The 12,600-nt window shown below is 53.2% G+C and carries 8 protein-coding genes, 1 tRNA gene and 2 pseudogenes; 5 read left to right on the top strand and 6 right to left on the bottom strand.

The annotated features are described in order from the left end of the window. The first annotated feature begins 170 nt into the window (after positions 1-170). Positions 171-1,445, top strand: coding sequence for a ClC family H(+)/Cl(-) exchange transporter (locus HMPREF0494_RS09850; RefSeq protein ID WP_007124820.1), 1,275 nt, complete (start codon positions 171-173; stop codon positions 1,443-1,445). A gap of 152 nt (positions 1,446-1,597) precedes the next feature. Here the strand turns inward: HMPREF0494_RS09850 and HMPREF0494_RS09845 are convergent, their stop codons facing one another. After that, positions 1,598-2,560, bottom strand: coding sequence for a ketopantoate reductase family protein (locus HMPREF0494_RS09845; RefSeq protein WP_007124819.1), 963 nt, complete (start codon positions 2,558-2,560; stop codon positions 1,598-1,600). Positions 2,561-2,762: 202 nt separating this feature from the next. On the opposite strand from HMPREF0494_RS09845, the gene HMPREF0494_RS09840 reads away from it, so the two are divergent. Further along, entirely contained in the window at positions 2,763-3,563 is an 801-nt protein-coding gene (locus tag HMPREF0494_RS09840; protein ID WP_007124818.1) for an SDR family NAD(P)-dependent oxidoreductase, read from the top strand. A 98-nt stretch (positions 3,564-3,661) separates the two neighbouring features. Here HMPREF0494_RS09840 and HMPREF0494_RS09835 read toward each other — a convergent pair. From HMPREF0494_RS09835 to HMPREF0494_RS09820, 4 genes and pseudogenes are all read right to left on the bottom strand, one after another. Further along, positions 3,662-5,271, bottom strand: a pseudogene (locus HMPREF0494_RS09835) (ABC transporter ATP-binding protein). A gap of 235 nt (positions 5,272-5,506) precedes the next feature. After that, complete coding sequence (locus tag HMPREF0494_RS09830; RefSeq protein WP_007124814.1) at positions 5,507-6,655, bottom strand: ArgE/DapE family deacylase; 1,149 nt, start codon at positions 6,653-6,655, stop codon at positions 5,507-5,509. Positions 6,656-6,739: 84 nt separating this feature from the next. After that, positions 6,740-6,812: transfer RNA gene (locus HMPREF0494_RS09825), tRNA-Thr, on the bottom strand. Between the two features lie 86 nt (positions 6,813-6,898). Then, the gene (locus tag HMPREF0494_RS09820; RefSeq protein WP_007124813.1) at positions 6,899-8,332 is read right to left on the bottom strand and encodes an APC family permease; all 1,434 of its coding nucleotides are present in this window, start codon (positions 8,330-8,332) and stop codon (positions 6,899-6,901) included. 219 nt (positions 8,333-8,551) lie between these two features. On the opposite strand from HMPREF0494_RS09820, the gene nth reads away from it, so the two are divergent. The 3 genes and pseudogenes from nth to HMPREF0494_RS09805 all read left to right on the top strand — a co-directional run bounded on the left by nth (position 8,552) and on the right by HMPREF0494_RS09805 (position 11,391). Beyond that, positions 8,552-9,193: an endonuclease III gene (gene nth / locus HMPREF0494_RS09815; protein WP_007124812.1), complete on the top strand. Its 642-nt coding sequence runs from the start codon at positions 8,552-8,554 to the stop codon at positions 9,191-9,193. An 82-nt stretch (positions 9,194-9,275) separates the two neighbouring features. After that, positions 9,276-9,999, top strand: a pseudogene (locus tag HMPREF0494_RS09810) (gamma-glutamyl-gamma-aminobutyrate hydrolase family protein). Continuing rightward, entirely contained in the window at positions 10,000-11,391 is a 1,392-nt protein-coding gene (locus HMPREF0494_RS09805) for an APC family permease (RefSeq protein WP_007124810.1), read from the top strand. Positions 11,392-11,626: 235 nt separating this feature from the next. On the opposite strand, the gene HMPREF0494_RS09800 is transcribed toward HMPREF0494_RS09805, so the two are convergent. Beyond that, positions 11,627-12,598 carry an acetylxylan esterase gene (locus tag HMPREF0494_RS09800; protein WP_007124809.1) on the bottom strand — a complete coding sequence of 324 codons (972 nt, stop codon included), beginning with the start codon at positions 12,596-12,598 and terminating at the stop codon, positions 11,627-11,629. Between the last annotated feature and the right edge of the window lie 2 nt (positions 12,599-12,600).

Genomic DNA, 12,600 nt, shown 5'->3' with positions numbered 1-12,600 from the left:
AAAAGGGCTTTTCAGTGGGTTCGCCGCAAACGCACCTTCATTGTCCCCTTTCCAATTTCTTAACCAAGATTATCTAAAGCAATTATTCCATCCTAAACCAAGGAGGTCTTACTGTGAGCAATCGCCAACCCATTAAGCGTTCCCGCGATGTATTAAACAAGCCCATGTCAATGGCATTCATTTCCTTAATCTGGCGGGGAATCATCATCGGCATCCTAACGGGGCTAATCGTTAGTGTTTTTCGGTGGATCATCGACCATACTTTAAAGCTGCTAATGGTCGTTTACCCGTTCATGACTAGCCACCCCCACTACATCATCCTGTACATACTGGGGACTCTGGCGGTCGGCCTGGTGCTAAGCCGCATTCTCAAGCCCGCCCTGCTGGACCTTACCGGTTCCGGCGTGCCCCAAATTGAAGCCATCCTATTAGACGAACACCGGATGAACGCCTGGAGCGTCCTCTGGCGCAAGTTTGTTGGCGGGCTCCTGGCAATCTGTCCCGGGCTCTTCTTAGGCCGTGAGGGGCCCTGCATTCAAATGGGGGCCTGTGTCGGCCAGCTGCTCGGCCAGCGTAGCCGCATGAGTGATAAGGAAAAACGCTTTCTCCTGGAGTGCGGCGTCGCGGCCGGGCTCTCGGCAGCGTTCAGTGCGCCCCTAGCCGGCGTTATTTTCCTGCTTGAAGAAATTACGTTTGACTTCCACCCCCAGGGCTGCATTACCGCTTTGGCCGCCGCAATTGCGTCCGACGCCGTGACAATTTTATTCTTTGGGGTCCGGCCGTGCCTGTACCTCCCGCTCCATGCTAATTTGCCGCAGAGCAGCTATCCCTGGATAGTCCTCCTCGGCATTTTGATCGGCCTGCTGGGCTTTGGCTACCAGTACACCCTGCTAAATTTGCGCTGGTGGTACAGCAAAATTAAGCTGCCCGCAATCTACCACTGTTTAATTCCATTGCTCTTAGTGATCCCGATTGGTTTATGGAATGCGAAAATCCTGGGCGGCAGTCATGACTTCATCTCATACATTGCCAGCCTTAACCAGTCCCAGCACCTCACCGCACTGCTCGGCCTCCTGCTTGTCTTCTTTATCGTTCGCTTCTGCTTCTCCATGATTAGCTATGGCGCCTCCGTCCCCGGCGGGATCTTTATGCCGATCCTGGTTTTAGGAGCATTGATCGGGGCGATTGTCGGGATCATTATGATCCGCCAAAACATTATTCCGCTGTCCTGTTACTTAAACCTCATCGTCATTTCAATGGCGGCCTACTTCGGTTCAATTGAGGAGGCACCATTCACCGCGATCACCCTGCTTACCGAAATGGTCGGCTCGGTCGACCAAATTCTGCCAATGACGATTCTGACCTTTATCGCTTATATTACCAGCAACCTGCTTGGCGGGCAGCCGATTTACGCCGCCCTGCGCAGGGAAATGTTTGCTAACTAGCATGACTGGAAATGTCGTATCTTAATCGTAACTAAAACGAGCGGCTGGTGAGAAAGTAAAATTTTCTCACCAGCCGCTTGCTAATTCCGAATATTGTCAAGGCCCAAAGAGGCTGCGCGGCGCAACCCAGAGCCGGGTTACAGCGACACTTTTTATTTCCTGAACTTGCGGGTGTTTTCCGCTAGGTGGACCAAATTACGTAAGAAATCGTGGGTCGTCGCTTCGTAGTTATACTTCTTACCCAGGTCATAGATATAGCCGTTAATGTAGTCGACCTCAGTCGGCCGGTCCTTACTCATGTCCTGGTACATCGACGGGTAGTGGAGCGGGTTGGTGACCTCACTGACGTACTTGATTGTCTGCCACTCCTCTTCCCGGGTGCTGAGCAGCTGGATTCCGGCCCGCTCGGCCACATCAAAGGCCTCGTTGATTAACTGCTTGCCCAACTTTTCCGCACCATCGTAGTCAATAAACTGGCCCATTTGAATTTCAAACAGGGTACAGATGGTGTTGATAACGGAGTTAAAGACGACTTTCGTCAGTAACGTCCCGTAGAAGTTGTCGGTTAAGTGGGGATTGATGTTTGCCGCGGTAAAGTCCGCCACGATCTCCTTAACCCGGTCATCGGCCGTCCCGGTCTGGGCCGCCATGTTAATCGAGCCGGCACCGGCCTTGCCGATAAAGTCCACGTCACCAGCCTTGTTGAGGACGGTCCCGATCAGGCAGGTTCCCGCCACCACGTGTTCCTTCGGGAAATACTGGTTGATCTTTTCGATGTGGCCCATCCCGTTCATCCCCGAGAAGACGTACTGGTGGTCGGGATGGAAGAAGTGGGCGCTCCGTTCCAACAGGTCCTGCAGCGTCATCTGCTTAGCAAACACGATGAACACGTCTGGGTCACCCGCGTACTCTTCTGGAGAATAAATCTTGATTGGGACCAGGTGACGGTCCTCGTGGTCCCGGGAAACGTAAACGCCGCCCTGCTGCTTAACCGTGTCCACCTGGGGCTGCCAGTTATCCACAAAGTCGACCTGCGCATGGGCCAGCTCCTGTAACAACACCCCGAAGCGTAATCCCATGGCGCCAGCACCTAAAACCGTATATTTTAATGCCATTGAAGAGGACCTCCTTATTAATGTTAAGGGAATTCTAATCTTATCTTAATCCAAAGTCAATCACTATTTAATTCCGTTAGTAGACGGCGTCCTCCATTTCCATTAATTTAATATTAAGTCTCCAGCCTAATCTTCCGCTTTCACTGCTGCAAATGTTACAATAAACTTATTGAAGAATTAATAATTAACAGGAGGGAACGTCATGAGTTTTCTAAAGGGAAAAGTAGCACTGATCACTGGTGCGGGCCGGGCCGTCCTTGCAAACGGCAAGAGTGGCTCAATTGGCTACGGTATTGCGACCGCCTATGCTAAGGAGGGTGCCAACCTGGTGATTACCGGACGTAATACCAGCAAACTGGCCGCGGCAAAGAAAGAACTGGAAGAGCAATACGGTATCAAGGTTCTCACCGTCCAAGCGGACATTAACCGCCAGGCTGATAACCAGGCCGTCGTCCAAAATGTTGTCGACCAAATCAAACGGGAATTTGGCCAATTGGACGTTTTGATTAACAACGCTCAGGCTTCGGCTTCCGGGGTCACCCTGGCCGACCACACCAGCGAGCAGTTTGACCTCGCCATTTATTCCGGCTTGTACGCCGCCTTTTACTACATGCAGGCTTGTTATCCGCTGCTCAAGGAAAGCCAGGGTTCCGTGATTAACTTTGCCTCTGGTGCCGGGCTCTTCGGCAATTACGGCCAAAGTGCCTACGCAGCGGCGAAGGAAGGGATTCGGGGGCTCAGCCGGGTCGCCGCGACCGAATGGGCCAAGGATAACGTCAACGTGAACGTCGTCTGCCCACTGGCCTGGACGGCGAAATTGGAGCAATTCAAAGAAGCCTTCCCGGATGCTTTCAAGGCCAACGTCCACGTTCCGCCAATCGGCCACTTTGGCGACGCGGAAAAGGAAATTGGGCGGGTCTGCGTCCAGCTGGCCTCCCCGGACTTCAAGTACATGACCGGTGAAACCCTCACCCTCGAAGGCGGCCTGGGCCAGCGGCCATAATTTATAGGAAATCAAAGCTCCCCCTTAAATCAGCTGATCGCGGCTGGTTTAAGGGGGAGTTAGTTTATCGGGAAACTGTTCAGGCTGCTTCGCGGAAGCTACTGTTTAAATTGGTTATGGACGTATTCCGCGTATAGCGGAGTGGTCTGGATCAATTCCTCGTGCGTTCCCGCGCCCGAAACGGTCCCGTGGTCAATGAAGTAGATCTGGTCGGCATCAACAATCGTACTCAGCCGGTGGGCAATAATCAGGGTGGTCCGGCCCTTCATCAGACTAGCCAGAGCCTTTTGCACCATCGCCTCCGATTCGGAATCAAGACTGGCGGTGGCTTCATCCAGCATCAGGATCTTTGGATCACGCAGGAAGGCCCGCGCGATGGCAATCCGTTGCCGCTGGCCGCCAGAAATCTTGATCCCGCGTTCACCGATTTGGGTATCCAACTGGTACTCTAATTCCCGGACAAACTGGTCAGCGTAGGCCATCTTTAAGACTTGCCAGAGTTCCTCATCGCTGACCTCACGATCAAGGCCGTAAACCAGGTTCTCGCGGATCGTTCCCGGCATCACCGCGGAGTTTTGTCCAACCAGGCCAATCTGTTCACGCCAAACGCCCAGGTTAATGTCCTCAATATTTTCATCGCCGAGCATAATTTGCCCCGCCGTTGGCTGGTAAAAACGTTCAATCAAGGAGAAGATCGTGGTCTTCCCCCCGTCAGAGGGGCCGGCAAAGGCACCGACCGTATTCGGCTTGGCGACAACGTTGACGTCATAGAGGATCTGCTTCCCTTCCTCATAGGCAAAATCAACGTGTTCGAGCTTCAGCGGCTGGTCGATCACGGCCACCGCTTTTTCTGCCCTGGCCTTTTCTTCATCTTCATCCAGCATTTCCTGGATCCGTTCCGTCGAACCGCTGGTCTTCGCTAATTCGTTGAAGAGCTGGGTCACCATCAGGACCGGACTCATCATTTGGAAGAGGTACATCAGAAACGAAATCAGCGTCCCCATCGAAAGGGTCCGGTTCATCACCCGGACCGCCCCGTAACTCAGGACCCCCGATGAAGAGGACCATCATCATGTTTGTCAACGGCGTAGTCAGCGAATTGATTTTGGCTTCCTTTACCCCAATTTTGTACAGGTTGCTGATCCGCTGCTTCCCGCTCTTCAACTCCTTCTCTTCGGCGTTAGAAGCCTTCACTAGGCGAATTTCGCCCAGGGTCGTGGTCGAATCGCCCGAGAAACGGGCCAACTCGTCCTGGCGCTGCCAGCCAATCCGGCCGGCAATCTTCATGATCGGCATGACGGCGAGGAAGACTACCGGCACCGCAATAAAGATAATCGCGGTCATCTTCCAATCCATCATAATCATGATTACCAGGGCCCCGAAGAATTGCAGCATGGAGGTCAGCGAATTCGGCATTGTGTTCGCCAAAAACACCCAGGATTAACCCGGAAACGGCACTGATCAGCGTTCCAGCGATAAAGAGGACAATCGTTTCCGCCACGAGCTGCTTATCAAGCTGGCCGTTATAGCTATTGATTAGTTTTTGGGCCATCTTTGGTACCCATAAGTTAATTCCGGTTGCCACCAAGCCGATGATAATCCCGACGATAAACTGCCAGTACTTCGGCTGGACCTGGTTAATCAGCTTGAAAAAGCTCCGGAAGTTAAAGCGGCCCTGGCCACGATCGACGATTTGATTTGTGATCATCGTTTTACCTCACTAATTAACGTTATACTTCGGTACCGATGCATCTAATATGCCACCTTCATTCAGGACGTCAACATATTTCGGTACCAAATTATTTTGCGAATAACTTTTTTTTAATTGGCGGGCCCAGTTAAACAAAATTCGGCAACCGAACAGCGAGCTAATTTACGCCACGTTCAGTTGCCGAAAGGAAAGTTATTTAAATTGAAAATACGGTTCCCGCAAACGGAGCCAGCTAGTTCAGGTAGGCGGTGAACAGGTTAATGTAAAGTTCAATGAAGTTCAGATACATTTGCCGGTCGACGTATTCGTTAACCTGGTGTGGTGTGTCATTTCCCGGCCCAAAGACCGCCAAGGGGAACTGGGGTCCCTTATCAACCACTAAGTTGGAGGCATCCGTCACCGGGTTAAGGGCAAAGGTCGGGACTGCTTGACCGGCGTACTGACTGCCGATCTTTTGGGCCAGTTGAACGAAGCGGGACCGGCCGGTGGTTTGGATTGACGGTTGCGACATATAGATGTCCAAATCGATTTTTGCTCCCGCCTGGTTAGCGGTCTTAGTCAGGTCCCTTAAGCGGTCCGTTACCAAGTCATTATTGAATTCCGGAATGGTGCGCACGTTGACCTTGGCAGTCGCCCGGGCCGGGATCGAGTTCACCTGGTCGCCGCCGTTAAAGACGGTGGTATTGAAGGTTAGGCGGCCCAGCTGGGCGTTGGTCTTGTCAGTACCGCGAAAAGCCTGGTTGGCCTGCACCAGCAGTTTCATCAAGGGGTCGATAGCATTGTAGCCCTCATCTGGCATCGAGCTGTGGGCCGCGATGCCGTGCGAGGTCAATTTAATATCCATCGAGCCCTTGTGCGCCGTTGCAATCCGGTAGCCCGTCGGTTCGGCAATCAGCAGGGCGTCAACATCATCCATGTAGCCCTGGTCCTTCAGGTAGCGGGAACCCTGCTCGCCAATTTCTTCGCCCGCGGTCGCCATCAAGCGGATGGTCCCCCGCTTCAGCAGGTGATTCTGCTGGATGGTAATCATCGCAATCACCAACGCCGCCAGGCCAGACTTCATATCGGTTGCTCCACGGCCGTAAAGGTGACCATCCCGCTCCGTGAGCGTAAACGGGTCACTGTGCCACTGGCTCAGCTCGCCAGCGGTTACCACGTCCATGTGCCCGGAAACGCCCAGGACCGGTTTGCCGCTCCCAATTTCGGCGACCAGGTCCGCCCGGTTGTCTGATAACGGGAGAATTTTGGCGGTAATCCCGTATTTGGCAAAGAGGTCGTGGAGGTAAACTGCGACTTTCATTTCATTATCATTGACCGATTGAATTGCTACCAGGTCGGCCAAAACTTGGACCTTTTCCTGGTCAGTAAAAACTTGTTCCATCAAGCTCGCTCCTTTCAACGCCGTTTCATATAGTACAGCATTTAACAAAAGCCCGCCAAATTAACATTTAGCGAGCTTAGACAGAGCCGTCTGGCAGAGTTGAACTGCCGTACCACCCTTACCATGGATGTGCTCTACCTACCTGAGCTAAGACGGCACCTAAATTATAACCGAGATTGATCCGCACAACAACCATCCGGCATTATAAAAGCCAGCCCGACCCGAGCTGGCTTTTATCCTATATTATTTCTCTTTTTTCTTTGCCAAGAAGGAGTGGTGCATCCCGTAAGCAAAGTAAATCAGCAAACCGAAAATAAACCAAATTCCCGCGTAAAGCTTTGCCTGGTAGTCCAGACCGAAGAACACCAGCAGGGAAGCCAAGAAGGCCAGTGCCGGCATGACCGGATAGAACGGCATCTTGAATGATGGGTCCGCAATATCCTTTCCTTCACGCTTACGCAGGGCGTAGATTCCCAGCGAAACGAACATGAAGGCGATCAGCGTCCCCGCAGAAACCAGCTGTGACAGGAAGGCGAACGGGAAGAAGGCGGCAATCACAATCGCCACGATCGTCAGGGTCCACAGTGCCCGGTTCGGCCGTCCCGACTTGTCAACCTTGCCCAGCCACTTCGGCAGCATTCCGTCACGGCCAAACGAATAGATCAACCGGGAACCGGCTAAACTCATACCAATCAAGGCGGTAAACATTCCGACCACGGCAATGGACTGAACGACTACGGCGACACCACCGTGACCTGCCGCCCGCAATGCCAAACCAACCGGTTCCGCACTGTTAGCGTACTTCGTGTACGGGAGTACCCCCATCAAAACCATCGCTACCGAAACGAACAGAACCACGGCAATCAGCAGGGAACCGAGGATTCCCCGCGGCATCGTCTTTTGCGGATTAATGGCTTCCGCCGAGTTCGCGGCAATTGAATCAAAACCGATGTAGGACAGGAAAATCATTGATACCCCAGCGTAAATTCCCTGCCAGCCACCAAACGCGCCGTTCGCGGTTTCATGGTACTGCGGAATAAACGGCACGTAGTTGCTCGACTTGATGGCGGTCAGACCAACCACCACAAAGAGCAGGATGGCGAAAACCTTCAAAACCACTAACAGGTTTTCCACCCTGGCCGCCTTCGATGCCCCGTTGGCAATCAAGATTGCCACGACGGCAATGACGACCACGGAGATAATGTCGACAACCCCGCCCTCGGTTCCGAAGGCGTTAGACAAAGCAGCCGGCAGCTTGATTCCTGCCGGGGCCAGCAACGCCCGCAGGTTAGCGGACAGCCCGGCACCAACGAAGGCCAGGGCGATAAAGTATTCTGCCAGCAGGGCCCAGCCGGCAATCCAACCGAAGAATTCGCCAAACACCACGTTGATCCAGGAATAAGCAGACCCTGCAAACGGCATTGCCGCCGCCATTTCAGCATAGGCAAAGGCCACTAATCCGGCGACCACCGCGGCCACGACAAAGGAAATGGCGACTGCCGGCCCGGTGTGCATCGCCGCTACTTCACCAGGAAGGGTGAAGATCGATGCGGACACAATCGTTCCCACCCCGAGTGCTAAGAAGTCCCGCACCTTTAACGATCGAACCAGGTGACCGTCCTTATTTTCATAGACGCGCGGGTCTTCTTTCCGGGTGATTGTTTTCCAAAAACTCATGCTTCTTCCTCCCTCAATTAAATCTTAATTAGAATCGTAAGAAAACTTTAATTTATTCTACCAATCGTTTATCAATTGGTCAAATGTTAATTAATAATGGAAGCCTTTTCTTATTAAGCCCCGTCAAAACTTAATTTTATTAAGGGTGCGGACTTGTTCTAATCGGGCGTGTAGAGGAGTACACTGGTATTAAGATTTTTATTTTGGGGTGAAGAAAAAATGTTAAGCAACGCTGAAATTTACCAGGCGATTCAGGTCATGCGCAAGGAGTATCCCGATGCGGGAACGACGCTAATCGCCGACACGCACTTTCACTTTTTGCTGGCGGTCATCCTCAGCGCCCAGTCAACCGACCAATCGGTTAACCAGCTGACCCCCGCCCTCTTTGAGCGCTTCCCCCTGCCCCAGGACCTGGCGGCTGCGGAACCAGCGGACGTTGAACCCTACATCAAACGGCTCGGTCTCTACCATAATAAGGCCAAGTATTTAGTCAATTGCGCCCGCAAGCTGGTGACCGACTTTAACGGGGTTGTTCCCCAGACCCTCAAAGAGCTTACTTCTCTGCCCGGCGTCGGGCGCAAGGTGGCCGACGTTGTCCTGGCGGAGTGCTTTGCCATCCCCGCCTTCCCGGTCGACACCCACGTCAGCCGGGTTGCCCGCCGCCTAGCGATGGTCCCGCCCAAAGCTTCCTTGCTCACCATTGAAAAGAAGCTGATGGAAGCCGTCCCACGGGACAAGTGGCTCGACGCCCACCACTCTATGATCTTTTGGGGTCGTTACCGCTGTATGGCCCGGAACCCCCGGTGCAGCGACTGCCCCCTCCTGCCAATGTGCATTACCGGCCAGCAAAATGTCCTCTGATTTGATAGTCAAAATAAAAATTTTGCTTGTAAATAGTTAGTTGCTATAATAAGGGCCGATTATTTTACGAAGGAGAATGATTATGCACAAACCAATCATTGGCATATCCGGCTCGCGGATCATTAATAACGGCGGGGCACTACCGGAGCTACGTCAACGAGGACTACGTTGACTCAGTCATCCAAAACGGCGGAATTCCCTACATTATTCCCTTTAATGATAACGAAGAAGTGACGATGGCTCAGGTAGCCCAGCTCGACGCCCTGATTCTTTCGGGCGGTCATGACGTCACTCCTTGGAACTACGGCGAAGAGCCCCAGCAAAAAATCGGCATGATTTGGCCGGCCCGGGACCGCTTTGACATGCGCCTGCTTCGGCAAGCTGAGCAGAATCACATCCCGGTCCTTGGAATCTGCCGCGGTGCCCAGCTGATCAACGTCGCCCACGGTGGCTCCCTCTACCAAGACATTAGTTACCGGGAAGCGCCAACCCTCAAACACAACCAGGGCCACACCCCCGACCTGCCGACACAAACCATTAATTTACGTCAGGGCAGCCACCTAGCAGCGCTCTTTGACAGTCAGACAATTCACGTTAACAGTTTCCACCACCAGTTGATTAAGGACCTCGGTCAGGGCTTAACGGCGGACGCCAAGGCGCTCGATGGTGTTATTGAGGCCTTTGAAAACGCGGACGCTTCCGTCATCGGCGTCCAGTGGCATCCCGAAATGCTCCACCGCAGTGTTCAAGCGATGAATAACTTATTTACCGACCTCATCCGTCGGACAAAGAAAGAAGGCTTCTAAATGACAAAAACTAAACTGGGCTTCTGGTCAATCGTCCTCTTAGCTATCAACTCTATCATCGGCTCCGGGATTTTTCTGACCCCCGGCTCCGTCGTCTCGATGGTCGGCAGCAAGGCCCCGCTGGCCTACTTCCTGGCGGCGCTCTTTGCGGCCACCCTGGCGATTACCTTCGCGGCCGCGGCCAAGTACGTCAACAAGAGTGGAGCGGCTTACTCCTACGCCAAGGCAGCCTATGGGGAAAACATGGGCTTCTACATGGGGGTCGTCCGGTTTTTCTCCGCCTCTGTCGCCTGGGGTGTGATGGCCGTCGGCGTAATCCGGTCAACCTACTCCATCTTCGGCTGGAACCAGTCCTTTGGTAATATCACCCTCGGCTTCGTCGTCCTCATGCTGATTATCATGGTGGTCAACTTGCTCGGCCGCCGGGTCTTCACGATTATTAATGACCTGTCAACAATCGGCAAGCTCGGCGCACTTATCCTGCTGATCATCGCTGGGACCGTGGTCCTCCTCAAGACGGGGGACAACCACTTCGCCGAATTAGACCAGCTGACCAGCGGCGGGAAGCCCCTCATTCCGGCCTTCACCACCTCCGGCTTCGTTATGGCGGTGATTTCGTCCTTCTACGCCTTTACCGGCTTTGAAGCGGTTGCCACCGGATCCGAGGACATGCAGGAACCGGAAAAGAACTTACCGCGGGCGATCCCACTAGCCATCCTCATCATTGCCATTATCTACATCGGGGCGATTGCGATTGCCATTATGGTCAACCCGGTCGCCCTGGTTAAAACCAAGCAGGTCGTTGCCCTCGTCGCTATTTTCCACAACCAGGTCCTCCAAGACGTCATCCTGGCCGGTGCTATCATTTCGATGTTTGGCATCAACGTGGCGGCATCGTTCCACACTCCCCGGGTGCTGGAGGCCATGGCGAACGAAAACCAGGTTCCCCAGTTCATTGCCCGGCGGACCAAGCTCAACTTCCCGCTGGTTTCCTTTGCGATTACCCTCCTGCTGGCGGTGGGAATCCCGATGGCCTTCCAGTACAGCCTGCCGACCATTATCGTCATCAGTGCCACGGTGCGATTCTTTGAATTTATCGTGATCCCGCTGGGTGTGATCCGCTTCTACCGGGGCAAGAACCGGGAAGCCATCCTGCCGGCGAAGAAGAACCCCTTCACCGACGTGGTAATGCCGGTGCTAGCGGTGATCGTCACCATCGTCCTCCTGGCCCGCTACGACTGGGTCAGCGAATTCAGTATTCACCAGGGCGGTCACTTGGTTGCCAACTGGTACGCCATCTTCGGCATGGCCTTTGGCTTCATCATCCTGCCAACGATCTTGTTCCTGCTAACGAGAAGGGAGCGGCTGGCGAACACGGATCAGGAAAAATAATGGCACTTTAAAAAGAAAACGAGGCTGGGAGAAAAACTGTTTTTTTCTCACCAGCCTCTTGCTAGTTCTTAACTATTACTAAGATAACGTGGAAAACCTACAGGCTAACTTCGTGTCGTAACCACAAGGCTATTTGCCTACGAACGCTAGCCGGCCCGTACCGTGCCAACTATCGTTCTAGGTTAGCCATACGCCTTGCCGAGGAGGTTATTTCCCACTCTCGTTTTTCTCACTCTCAGTCTTTGCCAATTTGAATCTTCGTGTGGCACAGCCAGTTGTAGGCCTGGTCATCAACGTGGACGTTCATCGGCTCATGGCCGTATTCCGGAAGGAGGAAATGCTGTTTATCTGCCGTGCCTAAGCGGTTGTAGATTGCGAACTGCGTCGCTGGCATACAAACATCATCCATCATCCCAGTAATCATCCTGACCGGGCACTGGACCCGGTGCGCCATGTTCTTAATATCAATGTAGTCCAAGGTCCGCAGGATTTGCTCTTCCTTCTTGTGGAAGGGATCGTGGAACTTGAAATACCGAATCAATTCCATGTACGGCTCACTCTCATTATGCGAGTCAACCACGTACTTAAAGTCGCTTAGGAAGGGGTAAATGGCGACGTTAAACTTAATTTTCGGGTTTAAGGCCGCGGCAACTAACGATAAGGCGCCGCCCTGCGAGCCCCCGTAGCTATAAAGCCGGCCTTCGTCGACAAAGTCAAAGCCGGCGACGATTTCGACTAAGCTATAAACGTCTAAATAAATATGCTTGTAGAACAGGTGCTCCGGGCCGTCTTCCGCGCCCCGGATGATGTGGCCCAAAACGGTATTGCCGTTAAAGGAGGCGTTATCCTGGGAATAGCCCGATTGACCACGCACGTCCATCGCAACGATCCCGAACCCCGAAGCGGGATACTTTAATAATTCCGACCAGTCGGGGGATTGGCCCATGTAGCCGTGGAAATAAAAGACTACCGGGACGGGACCCGCTGGATTTTTCGGGAAGAGGCACCGGGAATAGACGGTGCCGTGGTTGGTCCCCTCAAACACCAGCTCATAAGCGTTCACATTCTGAAAGCCAAAGTCCTTGGGAATTAGGTCCGCGTGGAAACTAGCGGGCAGCTTTTGAAGGTTCTGCTCCCAGAATTCATCAAAGTCTGCAGGAACTTCCCGCTGGCCCAAATATTGTTCTAATTGCTGAATATCTTGCATCT

The sequence above is a fragment of the Limosilactobacillus antri DSM 16041 genome (assembly GCF_000160835.1).
Taxonomy (GTDB): domain Bacteria; phylum Bacillota; class Bacilli; order Lactobacillales; family Lactobacillaceae; genus Limosilactobacillus; species Limosilactobacillus antri.
This window is presented reverse-complemented; position numbering and strand designations above follow the sequence as displayed.

Bases quoted from the DNA above. Each gene is read 5' to 3' on its own strand.
- HMPREF0494_RS09840 (WP_007124818.1), top strand. From the start codon at position 2,763: ATGAGTTTTCTAAAGGGAAAAGTAGCACTGATCACTGGTGCGGGCCGG.
- HMPREF0494_RS09820 (WP_007124813.1), bottom strand. From the start codon at position 8,332: ATGAGTTTTTGGAAAACAATCACCCGGAAAGAAGACCCGCGCGTCTAT.
- HMPREF0494_RS09830 (WP_007124814.1), bottom strand. From the start codon at position 6,655: ATGGAACAAGTTTTTACTGACCAGGAAAAGGTCCAAGTTTTGGCCGAC.
- HMPREF0494_RS09845 (WP_007124819.1), bottom strand. From the start codon at position 2,560: ATGGCATTAAAATATACGGTTTTAGGTGCTGGCGCCATGGGATTACGC.
- HMPREF0494_RS09800 (WP_007124809.1), bottom strand. From the start codon at position 12,598: ATGCAAGATATTCAGCAATTAGAACAATATTTGGGCCAGCGGGAAGTT.
- HMPREF0494_RS09805 (WP_007124810.1), top strand. From the start codon at position 10,000: ATGACAAAAACTAAACTGGGCTTCTGGTCAATCGTCCTCTTAGCTATC.
- HMPREF0494_RS09850 (WP_007124820.1), top strand. From the start codon at position 171: ATGGCATTCATTTCCTTAATCTGGCGGGGAATCATCATCGGCATCCTA.
- nth (WP_007124812.1), top strand. From the start codon at position 8,552: ATGTTAAGCAACGCTGAAATTTACCAGGCGATTCAGGTCATGCGCAAG.